Annotated in this window: 17 protein-coding genes, 1 other RNA gene and 1 pseudogene; 3 read left to right on the top strand and 16 right to left on the bottom strand. The window is 71.7% G+C overall.

All coding sequences use genetic code 11. The features are described from left to right. Window positions 1–3: 3 nt before the first annotated feature. From fabG to BU198_RS07450, 7 genes are read right to left on the bottom strand one after another with little or no spacing between them, the layout of a single operon-like run. The gene (gene fabG / locus BU198_RS07480) at window positions 4–714 is read right to left on the bottom strand and encodes a 3-oxoacyl-ACP reductase FabG (protein WP_188296044.1); all 711 of its coding nucleotides are present in this window, start codon (window positions 712–714) and stop codon (window positions 4–6) included. After that, on the bottom strand, window positions 711–1,382 hold the full coding sequence (locus BU198_RS07475) for an HAD-IA family hydrolase (RefSeq protein WP_188296043.1): 672 nt from the start codon (window positions 1,380–1,382) through the stop codon (window positions 711–713). The genes fabG and BU198_RS07475 overlap by 4 nt, the downstream gene beginning before the upstream one ends. After that, window positions 1,379–2,314 (bottom strand): AfsA-related hotdog domain-containing protein, encoded by a 936-nt coding sequence (locus BU198_RS07470; protein ID WP_188296042.1) that lies wholly within the window; start codon window positions 2,312–2,314, stop codon window positions 1,379–1,381. The genes BU198_RS07475 and BU198_RS07470 overlap by 4 nt, the downstream gene beginning before the upstream one ends. After that, window positions 2,311–3,837, bottom strand: coding sequence for an FAD-dependent oxidoreductase (locus tag BU198_RS07465; RefSeq protein WP_188296041.1), 1,527 nt, complete (start codon window positions 3,835–3,837; stop codon window positions 2,311–2,313). Before BU198_RS07465 ends, BU198_RS07470 begins: the two co-directional genes overlap by 4 nt. Then, complete coding sequence (locus tag BU198_RS07460) at window positions 3,834–4,931, bottom strand: beta-ketoacyl synthase N-terminal-like domain-containing protein (protein ID WP_188296040.1); 1,098 nt, start codon at window positions 4,929–4,931, stop codon at window positions 3,834–3,836. Before BU198_RS07460 ends, BU198_RS07465 begins: the two co-directional genes overlap by 4 nt. Beyond that, window positions 4,931–6,187 (bottom strand): beta-ketoacyl-[acyl-carrier-protein] synthase family protein, encoded by a 1,257-nt coding sequence (locus BU198_RS07455; protein ID WP_188296039.1) that lies wholly within the window; start codon window positions 6,185–6,187, stop codon window positions 4,931–4,933. The genes BU198_RS07460 and BU198_RS07455 overlap by 1 nt, the downstream gene beginning before the upstream one ends. Further along, window positions 6,177–6,461: an acyl carrier protein gene (locus BU198_RS07450; protein ID WP_188296038.1), complete on the bottom strand. Its 285-nt coding sequence runs from the start codon at window positions 6,459–6,461 to the stop codon at window positions 6,177–6,179. The genes BU198_RS07455 and BU198_RS07450 overlap by 11 nt, the downstream gene beginning before the upstream one ends. A 465-nt stretch (window positions 6,462–6,926) precedes the next feature. Here BU198_RS07450 and BU198_RS07445 point away from each other — a divergent pair, with 465 nt between their 5' ends. Next, window positions 6,927–7,547, top strand: a complete 621-nt coding sequence (locus BU198_RS07445; protein WP_188296037.1) for a TetR/AcrR family transcriptional regulator — start codon at window positions 6,927–6,929, stop codon at window positions 7,545–7,547. A gap of 693 nt (window positions 7,548–8,240) precedes the next feature. Here the strand turns inward: BU198_RS07445 and BU198_RS07440 are convergent. The 4 genes from BU198_RS07440 to BU198_RS07425 all read right to left on the bottom strand — a co-directional run bounded on the left by BU198_RS07440 (window position 8,241) and on the right by BU198_RS07425 (window position 10,661). Then, a complete protein-coding gene (locus BU198_RS07440) occupies window positions 8,241–9,086 on the bottom strand; it encodes a GNAT family N-acetyltransferase (RefSeq protein WP_188296036.1) in 846 nt (281 codons plus the stop codon). A gap of 96 nt (window positions 9,087–9,182) precedes the next feature. Continuing rightward, window positions 9,183–9,380: a hypothetical protein gene (locus BU198_RS07435; RefSeq protein ID WP_188296063.1), complete on the bottom strand. Its 198-nt coding sequence runs from the start codon at window positions 9,378–9,380 to the stop codon at window positions 9,183–9,185. A 1-nt stretch (window position 9,381) separates the two neighbouring features. Next, on the bottom strand, window positions 9,382–10,500 hold the full coding sequence (locus BU198_RS07430) for a radical SAM protein (protein WP_188296035.1): 1,119 nt from the start codon (window positions 10,498–10,500) through the stop codon (window positions 9,382–9,384). Then, entirely contained in the window at window positions 10,488–10,661 is a 174-nt protein-coding gene (locus tag BU198_RS07425) for a hypothetical protein (protein WP_188296034.1), read from the bottom strand. The genes BU198_RS07430 and BU198_RS07425 overlap by 13 nt, the downstream gene beginning before the upstream one ends. Between BU198_RS07425 and BU198_RS07420 the strand changes: the two genes are divergently transcribed. Continuing rightward, window positions 10,660–11,220, top strand: a complete 561-nt coding sequence (locus BU198_RS07420) for a hypothetical protein (protein ID WP_188296033.1) — start codon at window positions 10,660–10,662, stop codon at window positions 11,218–11,220. The genes BU198_RS07425 and BU198_RS07420 overlap by 2 nt on opposite strands. Before the next feature lie 190 nt (window positions 11,221–11,410). Here BU198_RS07420 and rnpB read toward each other — a convergent pair. The 5 genes from rnpB to BU198_RS07395 form a co-directional block, all read right to left on the bottom strand. Beyond that, an RNA gene (rnpB, locus tag BU198_RS07415) (RNase P RNA component class A) lies at window positions 11,411–11,808 on the bottom strand. A 13-nt stretch (window positions 11,809–11,821) separates the two neighbouring features. Beyond that, window positions 11,822–13,264, bottom strand: a complete 1,443-nt coding sequence (locus BU198_RS07410) for a DHA2 family efflux MFS transporter permease subunit (protein WP_223244060.1) — start codon at window positions 13,262–13,264, stop codon at window positions 11,822–11,824. 168 nt (window positions 13,265–13,432) lie between these two features. After that, the gene (locus tag BU198_RS07405; protein ID WP_188296031.1) at window positions 13,433–14,902 is read right to left on the bottom strand and encodes an RNB domain-containing ribonuclease; all 1,470 of its coding nucleotides are present in this window, start codon (window positions 14,900–14,902) and stop codon (window positions 13,433–13,435) included. Between the two features lie 43 nt (window positions 14,903–14,945). Further along, window positions 14,946–15,317: a type II toxin-antitoxin system death-on-curing family toxin gene (locus tag BU198_RS07400; protein ID WP_188296030.1), complete on the bottom strand. Its 372-nt coding sequence runs from the start codon at window positions 15,315–15,317 to the stop codon at window positions 14,946–14,948. Continuing rightward, window positions 15,314–15,649, bottom strand: a complete 336-nt coding sequence (locus BU198_RS07395; RefSeq protein WP_188296029.1) for a hypothetical protein — start codon at window positions 15,647–15,649, stop codon at window positions 15,314–15,316. Before BU198_RS07395 ends, BU198_RS07400 begins: the two co-directional genes overlap by 4 nt. Window positions 15,650–15,817: 168 nt before the next feature. On the opposite strand from BU198_RS07395, the pseudogene BU198_RS07390 reads away from it, so the two are divergent. After that, window positions 15,818–16,064: pseudogene (locus BU198_RS07390) on the top strand (DUF3995 domain-containing protein); the annotation flags it as partial.

Below are 16,064 nucleotides of genomic sequence, written 5' to 3'. Positions count from 1 at the left end.
GGGTCACACGCCCATCCCGATGCCGCCGCCGATGGGTATCGAGGCTCCGGTGATGAACCCGGCCTCGTCGGAGATCAGGAAGCCGACCAGAGCGGCCACTTCCTCGGGTGTTCCGGTGCGGCGCAGCGGGGTCTGGGAGACCACCTGGTCGCGCCTGCGGTCCGTCAGGCCGGCGATCATCTCGGTCTCGATGAGGCCGGGCAGGACGGCGTTGGCCGTGATGCGCGCCCGCCCCAGTTCCCAGGCGAGGGAGCGGGTCAGGCCGATCAGCCCGCTCTTGGAGGCGGAGTAGCTGGTCTGCCCCGGCGAGCCCCACAGGCCCATGACCGAGGAGACGAACACGATCCGGCCCCACTTGTTCGACATCATGTCGGACACGGCCTCGCGGACGACGTTGAAGGCGCCCGTGAGGTTGGTGTCCAGCACGCCGGCCACGTCGCCGGCGTTCTGGGTGACCAGCAGGCCGTCCTGGGTGATGCCCGCGCTGCTGACGACGATGTCGATCTCGCCGAGCACCTCGCGGGCCTCGCGCACCGCCGAGGCCACCGAGTCGGGATCGCGGACGTCGCAGTGGACGAACGAGACGCCGTCCACCTCGGGGCGGGTGCTGCGGTAGGTGCCGACGACGCGGTACCCGCGCTTGGCCAGGTCCCTGGCGATGGCCTCACCGATGCCCCGGTTGGCCCCGGTGACAAATGCCGATCGCGAGCTCATCGCGACACTCCTTCACAGATCGCCGCGGTGCCGCTCATCATCGAGTCGATGAGCGCGATCGCGGATGTGGTCGCGTCCCCGCCGGAGAGCACGCCGCCCCAGCCCGCTTCCCGGGCGCCTGCGACGTTGCCCGGCAGGTCGTCGGCCAGGACGTTGAACCGGGGGGCCAGGCCCGAGCGGGCCTCGGCGAGACGGAATATCCGGGTTTCGGGTTTGCGCGTGCCGGCGTCGCAGGACAGCAGCACGTCGTCGAAGCCGTCCGCGACGGCGGGGAAGGCGGTCAGGGCCCCCCGCCACTCGACCGGCAGGTTGGACATCAGCCCGACGAAGGCGCCGGCCGCCCGCCACTTCCGCAGGGCCGCCGCCCAGTCCTCGTCGAGCCGCCGGTCGCTCCACCACCGGGTGGCGAAGTCGGACAGGTCTGCGGACACGTCGAAGCGGCTGAGCAGCTCGCGCTCGATCTCCCCGGTCCAGCGGCGCTCGTCGAGGACGCCGGAGTCGAGCACCGCCATTCCGTCCGGGCTGCCGTGGCGCTCGCCGATGGCGCGCAGGCACCGCATGATCTGCGCGGGGGTGAAGTCCGCGCCCTCGCAGAACCGGCGCACCCCCTCGGCCAGCGGCGGGGTGAGGACGCCGCGGAAGTCGCTCCAGATGGCGATCCGGGTCATGACCGCCTCGCCATCGACGTCAGCTCGAACCACATCCCGGTGACGACGCGGTCGTCCTGCCGGCAGCTGACCTCGACGTGGTTGCCGGACCTCCGGGCGACGACGGTGGTCCGGGTGTCGAGTTCGGCGAATCCGGGGAACTCCGCGCGGCAGCCGCTGATGATCCAGTCCACCGGGCGGTCGGTGCACGCCAGGGCGAGCTGGCGGCCCGCCTCGATGAGCACCATCGCGGGGTAGTGGTCGTAGTCGTGGTCGAACAGGCTGGTGTTGGCCAGGTCCGCGTCGAGGAGCGCGGTGGCCCCGTCGGCGGTACGCTCCAGCCCGGCCAGCACGACGTTGGCCGTCTGCGTCCGGCCGACCCGCGCGGGCTCGGCGATGTCCCGGTGGCGCCGGAAGGTGGCCCGCATCGTCGCGGTGGTCGGTGCCGCGGAACCGTTGCGCTGGTAGGCGCGCAGGTCCGCGTACCGCCCCTTGGGTACCCCCTGGACAGCCATCCGCGAGTTCAGCACGGGCTCGTTCGAGCCGCTGACGACGGCCTCCTGCGAGTAATCGATCTGCTTCGGCGAGCCGTCGGCGCGCAGCTTCATCTGCTCCATGGAGGTGGTGATCATCAGCTCCTTGGTGGAGTTCACCAGGGTGTCGACGTTGCTCAGCCGGATGTCGATGGAGTTGAAGAACGCCGCGACCCCGAGCGGAACGCCCTCGAAGCGGTGTGCCGCGCTGATCGCCGCTTGTCTGCACGCCTCGGTCATCAGCAGCAGGTCGAGCCGGTGCCGGCCGTGGTGGTCCAGGTAGTAGGGGCTGATGTCGGTGGTGACCGTCGTGGTGTGGTACCGGTGTTCGGTGCCCCAGCTCGGCGGGGAGACCAGGATCTCCTGCGGGTTGGCGCGGTGCACCAGCTCCTGGGTGATGCGGTTGACGGCCGTGGTCATCGAGTGCTGTCCCCCCTGTTGCGAGCGGTCTTCGGTGCGAGTTCGGCCACGATCCCGTCCGGACGCACGACGCAGGTGACGCGCCGGCTGATGCCCAGGGCGGATCGCAGGGCCGGACCGGTCAGTGACACGACGTCGAGCCCCGCCCCCTGGGCGACCGACTGCCGCACCTTGCTGTGGCGACCCGCCGTACCCGCGGGGTCGAACTCGATGGCGATCGGCTCGGTCAACGACAGGAAGTCGTGCAGGCGCGTCCCGCCGACGGTGTCCGTGGGAATCGCGACGTTCGGCAGCCTGGCGTGGCTGCGGAGCACCCCGACGGCCTTCGGCCGGCCCTGCCCGGGGCCCGGGCTGAACCGCTGGGCGATCTGGGTCTGGCGGGGGATGACCATGCGGTCGAGCAGCCCGGTGCGCTCGGCGCCGTACAGCACCGCGTCCCGCAGGCGGCGGCGCAGCCCGCGCACGCCCCACAGCCGGGTCTGGAGGTCGGTGTCGCGCAACACGTTCTCGACGACCTGGTGGCGTTCGTCCGCCCACTGGGTGAAGACCCGGCCGGACTCCGCCGCGGACCGCGGGTTCCGGCAGATCGCGCCGAGGCGCCACGCGAGGCTGGTCGCGTCCTCCACACCGGTGTTGATGCCCTGCCCGCCCGCCGGGCTGTGCGCGTGGGCGGCGTCCCCGACCAGGAACACCCGGTCCCGCCAGACCTGTTCCGCGGCCTTGCGGTGGATCCGGAACCGCCCGGCCGTGTGGCCGTCGAGGAACCGCACCGGAACCGGCGACCGCTGGTCCACCACGCGCGCCACCGTGTCGACCAGCGCCTCGCCCTCCGGTATCTCGCGGGGTGCGCTGATGAAGGCACGCCACTGCTCGTTCGGGAGCGGCACCATGACAAGCACACCGGTGTCGGTCATGAAGTAGTGCGCGGAGTCGGTGGAAAGCCCGGTGTCGCAGGGACCGTCCGAGAGGAGGAAGGTCTGCTCGTAGGTCTGGCCCACGAACTCGACGCCGATCGCCGAGCGGACGGAGCTGTGGACCCCGTCCGCCCCGATCACCCAGTCGTGGGCCTCCTCCTGCGCGGCACCGGTGCCCAGGTCGGTCAGCGTCGCGGTCACCGTGTCCACGTCCTGCCGCAGCGCGGTCAGTTCGGTGTGGGTGCGGATCGAGCCACCGAGTTCGGACAGGCGGTCCCGCAGGACGCGCTCGGTGGTGTGCTGCGGGATGGCCAGTGCGAACGGGTACTTGGTGTGCCGCAGCCTGCGAAAGGTCATACTGGCGACGCGGGTGCCGTTGGAGTGGTACTGCTGGCCGGTGAGGCGGTGGCCCTCGGCCACCAACCGGTCGGCGACGCCCAGGCGTTCGAAGCTCTCCAGCGCGCGCGGCCACAGCACCACGGCCTTCGGATGGGTGTGCGGCGCGGCGGCCTTGTCGACCACGGTCACCGGCAGCCCCTGGAGGCGCAGGGAGATGGCGGCGGACAGGCCGACCGGGCCGGCGCCCACGATCAGGATCCGGGGGCTCATGTCCCGGCCCCGATCCGCAGGACGGCCGCCCCGACGGCGCCGGAGATGTCGATCCCCGTGATCAGCGCCGTGTCGCCGGGCCGTCCGACCGCCAGGGCGGCCGCGACCTGGAGGGCCCCGGTGGCGCTCCCGCACTCGCCGAGCGCCTTGCGCACGTCCACCCTTTCGGCGGTGAACCCGGCCAGTGCGGCTTGTTCGGCCGCGGCCAGCACCGTCCCCTCCGAACCGGGCAGGACGAGGTCGACGGCGGTGCCCTCCACCCCGGCCTGCCGGAGCACACCGGTGATCACCCGGCGCAGGGCGTCGCTGTACCCGCCGGCCGAGCGGTCGGGGGCGAAGCCCACCGCGCAGGCCGGTACGGTCGCCAGCACGGGCGCCTCGCTGAGGCCCTCGGGCTCCAGCGCGAACACCGCGGCGGCCTCGCTGACCGGTACGGTCTCGTGCACGATCTTCTTCGACCGGATGCCCCACGCGGTGTGCGGGGACAGCTCCTCCACCCCGCCCACCAGCATCCGCTGCCCGTGGCCGCGGCTGATCAGCCGCGCCGCGTACTGCAGCGCCGAGAAGGCGCTGAGGTTGCCGTTGGCCAGCGTGGAGTTGGGGCCGCTGAACCGGTGCCAGATCGCGATCTGGCTCGCGCAGCAGTTCATCGTGGTGTTGGGGAACTGGGCCGGGTTGACCAGGTCGATGCCGGCCCCCTCGATCACCCGGGAGTCCAGTTCGACGCTGCTGCGGAGGCTGCCCACCATGCTGCCCATCGCGACACCGGTGGACAGCCAGGAGTCGTCGGTGATTCCGGCCCGCTCGGTCAGCGCGCGCTTGAGCGTGGCACTGACCGCCAGTCCGAGAGCGGTGGTGCGGTCGATGTTCTTCGTGCCCTTCCTGGGCACGAAGTCGGTGATCCTGAAGGAGGGCACGGCCGAGATGCGGCCGGGAATCCCGGTGTAGTCACCGGCGTCCGCCAACGGCGGCGGGTTCTGCGGCAGAGCGTCGGCCGCGGGCACGTTCAGGCGTTCCCGTAACGCGTCCATGCCGAGGCCGGCGACGGACAGGACGGAGATGTCGGTGATCCGAGGTGCACTGGTCTGGCTCATCACACCGACTCCCCCGCCGCTGCGGCCACGGGACGATCCGTGACGGCGCCGAATATCGTGATCGCGTTGTTCCCGCCGAACGCGAAACCGTGGTTCTGGGCGACCTTCACGTCCGCGTTCCGCGCCTTGCCGGCGACGAAGTCGATGCCGGGTCCGAGTTCGGGATCGACCTCGGTGAGGTTGATCGTCGGCGGCAGGAAGGAATCCTCGATCGCCTTGCAGCAGGCGATGGCACCGAATCCGCTCGCCGCGCCCATGGTGTGCCCCAGCATCGATTTGATGGAGCTCATCGGCGGGTGCGCGTCACCGAAGACGCTGCGCGTCGCGGTGACTTCGGTGACGTCGTTGGTCGGTGTGCCGGTGCCGTGGGCGGAGATGTAGTCGACGCTGCCCGCGTCGATCCCGGAGTGCGCGTGGGCCTTCCGGATGCAGTCCGCGATGCTGTCCGCGTCCGGGTGCACGATGTGGTGCGCGTCGCAGGACAGCCCGTAGCCGAGGAGTTCGGCGTAGATGTGGGCGCCGCGGCTGGTGGCGTGCTCCAGTTCCTCCAGCATGAGCACCGCACCGCCCTCGGCGGTGACGATGCCGGTCCGGTTGCGGTCGAACGGCCTTCCCACCCCGTCGGCGATGGCGCCGAGGCTGAGGAACCCCGCGTGGGTGAACCGGTTGACGCTGTCGGCGCCACCCGCGAACATGACGTCCGCCTCGCCCGAAACGATCTTGTCGCCGGCGCTGCCGATGGCGTAGTTGGCCGCCGAACAGGCCGTGGGAATCGTCATCGTCTCGCCGTGGAGGCCGAGTTCGACCGAGACGGCGGCGGCGATGTTGCCGGCGGGTAACTGACTGACCAGGCCGGCGTCCATCAGGCCGGGACCGTGGTCCAGCCAGTGGCCGGTCAGGGTGTCGACCGTGGGAGCCTCCCCGTTGGTCGTCCCGATGATCGCCCCGGTCGCCAGCCGCAGTTCCTCGGTCAACTCGATGCCCGAGTCCTGCGCGGCCAGTCGCGCGGCGGCGGCTGCGATCTGCGCGGTCCGGCCCCAGTCGCCCGGGTCGATCGTGCAGACGATCGATTCCGGTACGAAGTCGTGCACTTCGCCGCCGAGGTGGCTGCTGAAGTCGCTGCTGTCGAAGGACCGGATCTCCGAGATCCCGCTCCGGCCGTTCTTGATGCCTTCGGTGAAACTCTCGACGCCGGTGCCGATGCTGCTGACGCAGCCGATTCCGGTGACGACCACCCGACGGGTCCTAGCCTTCATTGACGGCCTCCCCGGCGGCGCGCAGCTGGATGATCCGCCGGATGATCTCGTCAACGGTGCGCAGCTCCCCGACCTCTTCCCGGGGCAGACGGATCGCCAGTTCCTTGTTCACCCTCGCGAGGACCTGGATCAGGCCGAGCGAGTCCGCCTCGTAGTCGTCGATCAGGTTCGCGGTCAGGTCGACCTCGCCGGGCTCGACATCGAGTTCGAGTTCGTCGATGACGATCTCCAAGGTGACCTGCTTGATGGTCTCGTCGCTGAGCTTGGTTTCCACTTGTTCCTCCGTGACTGGATATGGGCAGCCGATGTCACCGGCAGTGCCACTCAAGGTTTGGTGGGGCGTCGTTCCGGCCTCGACGGGCGGTCTTCTCACGGCCCGTCAGGCCAGGCTCCGGGTGTCACCGTTGACCCGGAAGGGAATTTCTCCTGAACACCGATCTCCGGCGGAGTCCCCGTCGTGGACGGAGGACCCTCTCGCGCTCACGCGCGGCACGGCCGATCGGGCCGGCCATCCGGGGCTCGACGCGCCCCGGTCCGGTGGCGATCCGATCCCGCGGGCACGACTGCGCCCGCGCCATCAGCCACTGACGCCCACCTGCGTTTGCTACCCACGTCTTCGCTCGCCCCCGTAGCGACGGTCAGCCCCATGTGGGACTGACTCCCACAAGGGTTATACACCCAGAAGGTAATCGCTGCCTAGTGGGGGTCAAACCCATACGGGTGCTGCTACCTTCCGCTTATGACTCGCAAATCGCCTCAGAAGCACCAGCCGGAGTCGCTACGCGACATCAAGAAAGCCGAGGTCAAGGAGCAGATCCTCCGCTCGGCGCGCGAACTCGGCACCACCTTCGGCTACGACGCGACCACCGTCGCGCAGATCTGCCGACACGCCCGCGTGGGCACCAGCACCTTCTTCCGGTACTTCCCGGAGAAGCAGGGGGTGTTCCTGGCCCCCGAAGTCGAGCTGTGGGACCGGTACCTGGAGGAACTGCCCCCCGAGGCGTCGACCATGGCGGACCTCAACGACCCGCTCGAGCACGTGCTGTCGACCGCGGGCGAACAGTGGGCGGACGACTTCGCCGCCTCCCTCGACCTCGCGGCCGGGAGCATGACGCTGGCCAAGCACAGCTTCGACCACTGCGTCGAGATGGAGCTCACCATCCTCGGCAGGGTCGTCGCGAACGGCGCCCAGGACAGCCTCGTGACCCACATGCGGGTCGGAGTCTTCCTGGCCTCGTGGCGCATCGCCCAGAGCCGCTGGCGTGAGGCCGACGACCGCACCATCAGCTCACTGACCACGATCAGGCGGGAGGCGTTCGACCTGGTGAAGCACCTCGGGGCCAGCCCGCAGTCGGCCTGATCCCCTCGGCCTGATCCCCTCGGACGGACCTATCCGGACCGGGCGGGGCCGACCAGTAGCCGGGGGCATGGGGTGGGCGGCCGCATCCACCCCATGGGCTACGTGGGTCGACCGCAGCGTCCCGGGGCGCGGGGGTTCCCACCTTGTGGCGACGCCGTCCCCGTCCGGCTCCGGGAGGAGGCGGCCGCAGAGAGCCCCGCACGCGGTTCGGCGGTGAGCACCCCGCTCCCACGAGTGGCGGCTGCGAGCCTCACCGCACGGCTGTCCACCGCGCGCCCGGAGTGATCATGAAGCGATCTCCGCCCGTGCGTGCTCGGCACCCAAGGTCGGGCCAGGCTCAGCCGGCCCCGGCCCTTGCTCCCTCAAACGACCGAACACGGCGATGGCCACAGAGCACCGGCCGCATACCAAGATCGATCCGTGGGACTTTCGAGGGCCTTCCTGCCGCCTGACACGGCAAGCCCCCGAAAGACCAAAGGGGGCCTCCGACGCAGGTCGGAGGCCCCTCCGGGGGCGGAGCCCCAAGCCAGGCGGCGGAAGAGTCGGCCCGTACGCCGGGCAGAGTCCCCTTGCGGGCACTGAGCTGGGAAAACGTCCTGCCAAAGGGTCCGATCGCCACGTGATCGCCACACCTTCGGCGACCGCCACTCATCGGGCCTCTTCAGCGGCTCCTCGTCCGTCGTGAGGCTCTCGTCAGATGGTGTTGGTGCAGACGAATCCGAGGTCGGCCAGGCCCTCGCTCCGGCACAGTCGGTCGGATGCGCCCCCGGCAGCTGTCTGCAAGAGCTGGTAGTCGGCGCCGCGCTCCTTGCCCCAGTGCATCGCCGAGCGCCACAGGAGCCGCCCGAGGCCGAGGTTGCGGTATTCCGGCAGAACACCGAAATACTGCGGGAGGAGTCGTCGCCTACCGATGGGGTCGGGCATGGTCTCCATGGGGCCGATTGCGCCTACTACGCGCTCGTCCTGGACAGCGACCAGCACGGGGCCGGCGCTGTCGATCCGGGAGTGCAGGAACACGAAGCCCTCACTGGCCAGCTTCTCGGCGAACTCGGGGAAGGATGTCCGGATAGCTTCGGTCTGTTGGCTGAGGACCTCAATTCCCTCGACGCCTGGTGCGTCCTGGTCGAAGGTGCGTAGCTGCACGCGGGTAGAGGTGGCCACTGGGTCGGCGGTGTCCGGGAACCACACCACACGGGCTTGAGATGCGTCGCGCCCGGCGGCGAGCTTGGCGGCCAGCTCTTCGGCCTCCTGCCGGTGCTCGCGGGCGCCGTAGAGATGGACGCGCAGGATGCCACGACCGGTGATGGTGGGGATCAGCGTGCGAGCCTGGTCCTGAACGACGGCGTCCACCAGGACATGCTCGTCCTTGTGGTCGGACCACCGCCGGTCCTTGTCGTGCGGCAGGAATTCTCCAGTGCCAGCGACAGCGAACACCTCGGCCAGAAGCTCAGCGGAAATGGCTTCGGGGTGGAGCGGCCCGAGCGTCGGGAAATACGGGACGCACATCACGGGGCGCAGCAAGTCCCAGCGCAGATCCATACCCGCACCCTACTCGCCCGCCCCGCGCGGCTCAGGCCCCGGCGCGGAGAGCGCCGGGGCCTGAGCGTTACTGATCAGGTGCGATCAGCGGGTGGTTCAGTGGGGGTTGTCGTCGCCCGCGTTGCAGGAACACTTCACGCTGTCCATGACGTCGTCCAGGTCGCCGACGGCGATGATCTCGGTGACGGGCGGGGTCGGGGCCGTGATCGGCCGCGTGAGGTACGGCAGGCGCTGGGCCGGGCCGTCGTCCGAGAGCGGACGCCTCGGGGAGAGTTCGACAGCTACAGCAGTCATGTCACCCTGCTTTCTTGATCCCGTGCTGGCAGTAACTTGCGAGTGGTGCCTTCGCCTCCTGGTAGTGCTTGGCCAGCGGCCGGCACACGGTGCACGCGCCGGAGAGCTGGCAGCCGGAGCATCCACCGGTGCGAAGCATGAGGCGGTCGGCGATGGCGCCGAGTCGGGCGAGGCCGTTGATCCCCTCGGTGGGGAGGCTGATTTGGTCGTCACGGCCGATCTTGCAGATGGACACCAGCCCGTGTGGGTCGGTGTGGAAGAAGGTGTGTCCGGCGTTGCAGCCGCCGAACGGCTTGCGCATCCGCAGGTGCTCCTTGGACTGCGCGGTCAGCGACTCCGCCCCGCCGTAGATCGTCGGAGTCATGTTGGTGAAGACGTTGTACTCCAGCCCCCAGCCTTCGCACAGGGCGATCATCGCCTGTTCCTCGGTGGCGTTGTCCTCGGTGACGATGATGCTCATCCGCAGCGGCAGCTTGGCCCTGCGGCCGGCGTTCATGCCCTGGATGAACAGGTCCCAGGCGCCCTGCCGCTGGGTCAGCTCGTCGTAGCCGGCCTTGGTCGCCCCGTACATCGACACCGTGACCCGGTAGGGCGGGCGCTCGCGGAACATCTCCAGCAGGTTCTCCCGCCACAGCAACGAGGCGTTGGTGGAGACGGTGATCATCATGCCCAGCTCGAACGCGCGGCGGTACGAGGGCATGAAGTCCCGGTCCACGGTGGGCTCGCCCCCGGTGATCTGGATCCAGAGAACGCCGGCCTCGGCCATGATGCCCAGGCAGGTGAGCTTGTCCGCGAGCGGCATACCCGAGTTGACCTTGAGCCCGAGATAGCAGTGCTTGCACGTGTAGTTGCAGCCGAGGTTGATCTCCCAGCTGGCTCGCGAGTAGCCCCACGTGGAGGGCTGCCGGACCAGCAGGACGTCACCCGCAGGACGGCCGGTCACGTCCAGGTCGGCCCACTGGGCGCGCACGGCATCCGCCAGCCACGAGGGAGCTGTCCGGGCTGGGTCGTGGGCACGCTGCTCCTCGTAGTTGGCCTGCGGGAGCCGGAGACCGCCCCGGCCACCAGGGCGCACCAACAGGTTTTCGTCCAGGAACGGACTGGCGATCAGGTCGTGCACGTGTTCCCCTCCTTCGCCGAGCGGTATTCGGTGGCTGTGACGCCCCGAGGCCCTGCCTGCGACGGAGTGTTCGGTGGGCAGCCGATCTCGGCCCAGACCCATTTGCCGAACGGAGCTTCGTCGACGCCCCAGCGGTTGGCGATACCGTCGACGAGGCCCATGCCGCGCATGGTCCCGCTCAACTACGGCGCTCCCGGGGCGGCCGCTCGGATCGCCGAGCAGGCCCGGCGGGAGGCGGGGAGCAGCCCGACGGCGGCCGCAGCGCTCGCCGCGGCCGTCACAGCGCGTGCTCTGGCAGCCTCCGGCGACCTCGAAGGGGCCCGGCGAGCGGTAGACGACACGCGGAATCTGGCGGAGCGCCTGAACGGCGCCGAGGCGGCCGACACCTGGTTCGGCTACCCCGAGCAGAAGCACCACGTGCACCTGTCGCAGGCGTACACACTGCTGGGCGACACGGGCAGCGCCTACCAGGCACAGGAGGACGCCTTGGCGCTCACGGACTCTCCGTCGGTCATGGCGCGCGCCCTGCTGGCAGTGGACACCGTCGCATGCCTCCGCGTCGACGGCGACCCGACCGGTGCGGCTGAGATGGCGTCCGGAGTGTGGGAGCGGCTGCCGGCCGCCTACCGTGAGGGCCTGATCCGATCCCGCACCGAGACGCTGCATCGCCGGCTCACCGGTCGGCCGTACGCGCTGCTCGGAGAGGCGCTGGCCGGCTAGCTGCAACGAGGCTACCGGGGGCTCTTGGACGCTGCTTCGACCGTTCTCACCGCCACACGATCGCCACCGCACACCCAGAAACAGGCTGCAGTAGGCGCGAAGAGTCGGCAAGCGATTACAGATCTTCGAGACATGAAAAGGCCCCTGATCTGCGAAGTTGCAGATCAGGGGCCTCACTCAAGCCAGGCGGCGGAAGAGTCGGCCTGTACGCCGGGTTCTGTCTCCCGGGTTGCTTGCGCGGCCCGGGGAGGCGGCCATCCATCTAGGGCTGCCGTTGCCGACAGCCTCGTGCGGTCCACCCGCGGACTCGGGCGAGCAGCCTTCGAACGTCCGCGCACGGTGCCCGAGGGCACCGATCTTGACCTTGCTCCAGGTGGGGTTTACCTAGCCGTCCGGGTCACCCCGGTCGCTGGTGGTCTCTTACACCACCGTTTCACCCTTACCCACCGCGAGAAGCGGTGGGCGGTCTGTTTTCTGTGGCACTGTCCCGCGGGTCACCCCGGGTGGGCGTTACCCACCACCATGCTCTGTGGAGCCCGGACGTTCCTCGGCGGGTCTGGGACCCGTCGCGACCGCCCGGCCGGCTCTTCCGCCGTAGTGGTCATGGTAGCCGCTCGGGCGGTGCCTCCCGAACCCGGGACCGGACGGCGGGCGGCTCGGCGCCGAGCCGGGCGGCCACCCGGGCGGCCGTGGCGCTCGCCCAGGCGGTGGTGGTGACCAGGCCCAGGGCGAGGACGGCGCCGCCGAGACCGACCAGGATCCACCAGCCGGCGTGGCTGGCCGGGGCGAAGCCGGTCGCGACCGGGCCGGCCACCGCCGAGGTGACGACCGTGCCGATCACCGCCACGCCCAGCGACTGGCCGACCTGACGGCTGGTCGAGGCGACCGCGGCCGCCACCCCCGCCTGGGCGCGCGGCATGCCGGCGACCGCGGCGTTGGTGATCGGCGCGTTCACCATGCCGAAGCCGAAGCCGAACAGCGCGTACGCGACCAGCAGCAGGGCCGGCGGGGAGTCGGCGGCGAGCCTGGTGAGCAGCAGCCCGCTCGCGGCGAGGCCGAGCCCGGCCGCGACCAGCGGCAGGCGCGGGCCCCGGCTGCCGACGATCCGCCCGGACAGCGGCGCGCAGACCAGCATCATCCCGGCCATCGGCAGCGTCCACAGGCCGGCCTCGACCGGACTGTAGTGCCGGACGTCCTGGAGGTAGAGGGTGTTGAGGAAGAGGAAGCCGCCGAGTGCGGCGAAGGCGCAGACCGCGGTGACGGTGGCCCCGGCGAACGGCGCGCTCGCGAAGAACCGCGGGTCCACCAGCGGCTCGGCCACCCGCCGTTCCCAGAGCGGGAACGCGATCAGCGCGGCCACCGCGGTCCCGGCCAGGGCCAGGATCAGCGGGGATGTCCAGCCGTGGCCCGGGCCCTCGATGATCGCGGCGGTGCCGCAGCCGAGCAGCACGATCATCAGCAGCTGCCCCACCGGGTCCAGCCGGCGCGGCCGGGGCGCGCGGGACTCCGGGACGTAGCGGGCGGTCAGCGCGATGGCGGCGAGCGCCACCGGGACGTTGACCAGGAAGATCGACGGCCAGCCGGCACCGTCCACCAGGAAGCCGCCGAGCAGCGGGCCGAGCGCCATCGAGATGCCGACCACACCGCCCCAGACGCCGATCGCCCTGGCCCGTTCCCGCGGGTCCGTGAAGGTGTTGGTGATGATCGACATCGCCACCGGGTTGAGCATCGAGCCGCCCACCGCCTGGAGCGCCCGGAACGCCACCAGCCAGCCCAGGCTCGGCGCCTGACTGCACAGCAGGGAACCGAGCGCGAAGCAGACCAGGCCGGTCTGGAACACCCGGCGGCGGCCGAAGCGGTCGGCCACCGAGCCGAACAGCATCAGCAGCGAGGCCAGCACCAGGGTGTAGGCGTCGATGATCCACTGGAGCCCGGACGCCGGGGCGCCGAGGTCCCGCTGGATCACCGGCAGGGCGATGTTCACCACGGTGTTGTCGAGGCCGACGATGAACAGGCTCAGGCAGCAGACCGCCAGGACGAGCAGACGGCGGCGGGCCCCGGGCTCGGACCCGGGGGCGGGCGCGGGAGCGGCGGCGCGGGGCTGGGGGGCGGGCACGGACCGATCCTCCCACCGCGGGACGGGCCGGGGCGGGTGGGCGGCGCGTCCGGGTGGCGCGTCCGGGTGATGCGTCCGGACGGCGGCGGCGGGCGGCTACACCGCCGTGAAGCGGACGGTCCCGGTGGCCGGGTCGGCCGTCGTCAGCCGCACGTCGATCACCCGGCCGAGCGGCAGCCCGCCCCCTACTCCGGCCCCGGCCCCGGCTCCGTCACAGCGGGCCCGGACGGCCGGGTCGCGCAGCTGGACGGTGCCGGAGCCCGGCCGCCTCTCGTCCACGTCGACGACCACCGCGGCGAAGGCCTCGCCCTCCCGGCCCGCCAGCAGCTCCGCCTCCACCAGGTCCACGCAGGCCCGTTCGACCTCGCCGGCGCGGCGGTCCCCGCCCGCCATCAGCGCCGGGAGGGCCGGCAGCGCCTCGCGCGCCCAGTCCGGCACGTCCTCCCCCGCGGCCACCGCCGCGCACACCTCCTGGGCGAAGCGGTCGCCGAGCCGGCGCAGCGGCGCGGTGCAGTGCGCGTACGGGGCGGCGAGCGCGGCGTGGTCGGGCTCGGCGGGCACGGGCAGGCCGCGGGACTCGTCGAAGGCGTGGTAGCCGGCGCCGCGCAGCAGGCCCGTACAGGCGGTCAGGAAGGCGGCGTCGAGCGGGGCGTCCGGGTCCAGGGAGCGGATCAGCTCGGGGTACGGCACCGACTGCGGCCAGTCCACGTCCAGCGCGGCGGCGATCCGGCGCAGCCGCTCGTACCCGGCGGCGGGCGCGGCGGGCAGGGTGCGCAGCAGGCCGACGCCGGCGTCCAGCATCAGCTCGGCCGCGGCCATGCCGGTGAGCAGGGAGATCTGGGCGTTCCAGCCGTCGGCGGGGCCGGGGGCGCGGTAGCCGAGGACGTAGCCGTGCAGGGTCTCCTCGACCTCCTGCTCGGGCACCGGCAGGTTGATCCCGCCCCGGGCGCGCTCCTGCTCCTCGCGCAGCCCGCCGACGGTGGCGAGCAGGGCGAGCTGCTCGTCGGCGCCGCCGAGTTCGACCGCGCGCTCGACGGCGGCGTAGTCCAGGCGGCGGTGCGAGCGGACCACGGCGCGGCGCAGGTCGGCGAGGACGACGGCGCCGTCGGCGTCCAGGTCGAGCTGCCAGAGCAGGGCGGGGCGGGGCTCGCCGGGCAGCAGGCTGGCGGCGTCCTCGGAGAGCCGGGTGGGATGCAGCGGGACGCGGTGGTCCGGGAAGTAGAGGGTCTCGACCCGGCGGCGGGCCTCGGTGTCGATCGCGCCGCCCGGGCGGACGAAGGCGGCGACGTCGGCGATCGCGTAGTGCACCCGGTAGCCGCCGCCGGGGCGGCGGGTGAGGTGCATGGCCTGGTCGAGGTCGCGCGAGCCGGGCGGGTCGACGGTGAACAGCGGCAGGTCGGTGGCGTCGTACTCGGGCAGCCGGGGCCGCTCGGCCGCCTCCTCCGCCTCGGCGAGCACGGCCCGCGGCCACTCGGTGTGGATCTCCAGGCGGGTGCGGAGCTCGGTCAGCTCGGTGTTGATCCGGGCGGAGTCGACGGCCTTGACGCGCAGTTTTCGGCGAGGCATGCCCGCCAGGGTAGAGCGGGACCGGGTGGTTCCGGACGGAGGCTCAGCGTCCCGACAGCGACTTCAGGTCCTTCGCCGCCAGGGCGATCGCGTCGTCGTAGCCGCCGGTCGCCAGGCGGAGCACGAACGCCACGGCCGCGTCCGGGTGCGGGTCGGTGTACGGCTCGCCGTTGTAGTCCAGGAACAGCAGCATCGCCTCGAACGCGGTGCGCTTGTTGCGGTCGACCAGGGGGTGGTTGCGGGCCAGGCTCTGGCCGAGGGCCGCCGCCTTGGACCAGAGGTCCGGGTAGGCGTCCTCGCCGAACACGCTCGCCTGCGGACGGGCGATCGCCGAGAGCATGCCGCCGAGGTCGCGGATGGTCGCGGGACCGCCCGCGAGGTAGGTGACGTCCTCCCGGTCCAGGTACTCGGTCACAGGTCCTTCAGCCTCTCCAGCGTCTCCGCGTTGCCGGCGCGGATCCGGGCCACCATGGCCGCCCGGCGCTCGGCCCTGCCCGGCGCTCCTCCGGTGAGCGCCTCCGGGACCTCGGACCGGCGGACCTCGAAGGCCAGCTCGGCGGTGTCCGGCCCGGCGGCCGACCCGGTCACCCGTACCCGCCCGGCCAGCACGGCCTGAGCGGCCGCCCGCAGGGCGAACTCCAGCGCCTGCCTGGTCTCGGCCGGCAGCCCGGCGGGCAGGCGTACGGACAGGGACTCCTCCACGGCGGCGTCGTCGCCGGGCACCAGGTCCAGGGGTCGCATGGTCATCTCGTTCACTCTCCTCGCCGCTCACCGTACTGGTGCCGGCCCGGACGTCCCACCGGATTTGCCGCCGGGTGCCGCCGGCCCGCCGGCGCGCGCGGACCGGCGGGCCGGCGGCGGTGTAAGCACTCGTACGGTGGGACCGACTGACCGGCTGCGAAGGGGGTTCGGGCGATGGGTGCGACGAGGGCGACCGGGGGCGTGGTGGCCGCGGCGCTGGCGGCGACCGGGGTGCTGCACGCGGTGTGGGCGGTGACGCCGTGGCCGTTGGGCTCCGCGGAGGAGTTCGCGGACGCCGTGGTCGGACAGGGCGACGGCGTGCCGCCGGCGGCCGCGTGTCTGGCGGTGGCGGGGGCGCTCGGGGCCGGGGCGTACCTGGTGGGGTCGGAGGCCGGGGTGCTGCCTGCGGTCGGACCGCGGC

It is taken from the genome of Streptomyces sp. CBMA156, from assembly GCF_014596515.1.
Taxonomy (GTDB): domain Bacteria; phylum Actinomycetota; class Actinomycetes; order Streptomycetales; family Streptomycetaceae; genus Kitasatospora.
The sequence above is the reverse complement of the archived record's forward strand: the minus strand, read 5'-3'. Positions and strand labels throughout refer to the sequence as shown.

What these genes read in the sequence shown, in the direction of transcription:
- BU198_RS07475 (WP_188296043.1), bottom strand. Translation starts at nt 1,382, where the DNA reads ATGACCCGGATCGCCATCTGGAGCGACTTCCGCGGCGTCCTCACCCCG.
- BU198_RS07440 (WP_188296036.1), bottom strand. Translation starts at nt 9,086, where the DNA reads ATGGATCTGCGCTGGGACTTGCTGCGCCCCGTGATGTGCGTCCCGTAT.
- BU198_RS07465 (WP_188296041.1), bottom strand. Translation starts at nt 3,837, where the DNA reads ATGAGCCCCCGGATCCTGATCGTGGGCGCCGGCCCGGTCGGCCTGTCC.
- BU198_RS07455 (WP_188296039.1), bottom strand. Translation starts at nt 6,187, where the DNA reads ATGAAGGCTAGGACCCGTCGGGTGGTCGTCACCGGAATCGGCTGCGTC.
- BU198_RS07405 (WP_188296031.1), bottom strand. Translation starts at nt 14,902, where the DNA reads ATGCCTCGCCGAAAACTGCGCGTCAAGGCCGTCGACTCCGCCCGGATC.
- BU198_RS07460 (WP_188296040.1), bottom strand. Translation starts at nt 4,931, where the DNA reads ATGAGCCAGACCAGTGCACCTCGGATCACCGACATCTCCGTCCTGTCC.
- BU198_RS07435 (WP_188296063.1), bottom strand. Translation starts at nt 9,380, where the DNA reads ATGACTGCTGTAGCTGTCGAACTCTCCCCGAGGCGTCCGCTCTCGGAC.
- BU198_RS07395 (WP_188296029.1), bottom strand. Translation starts at nt 15,649, where the DNA reads ATGACCATGCGACCCCTGGACCTGGTGCCCGGCGACGACGCCGCCGTG.
- BU198_RS07470 (WP_188296042.1), bottom strand. Translation starts at nt 2,314, where the DNA reads ATGACCACGGCCGTCAACCGCATCACCCAGGAGCTGGTGCACCGCGCC.
- BU198_RS07425 (WP_188296034.1), bottom strand. Translation starts at nt 10,661, where the DNA reads ATGGGCCTCGTCGACGGTATCGCCAACCGCTGGGGCGTCGACGAAGCT.
- BU198_RS07420 (WP_188296033.1), top strand. Translation starts at nt 10,660, where the DNA reads ATGCCGCGCATGGTCCCGCTCAACTACGGCGCTCCCGGGGCGGCCGCT.
- BU198_RS07445 (WP_188296037.1), top strand. Translation starts at nt 6,927, where the DNA reads ATGACTCGCAAATCGCCTCAGAAGCACCAGCCGGAGTCGCTACGCGAC.
- fabG (WP_188296044.1), bottom strand. Translation starts at nt 714, where the DNA reads ATGAGCTCGCGATCGGCATTTGTCACCGGGGCCAACCGGGGCATCGGT.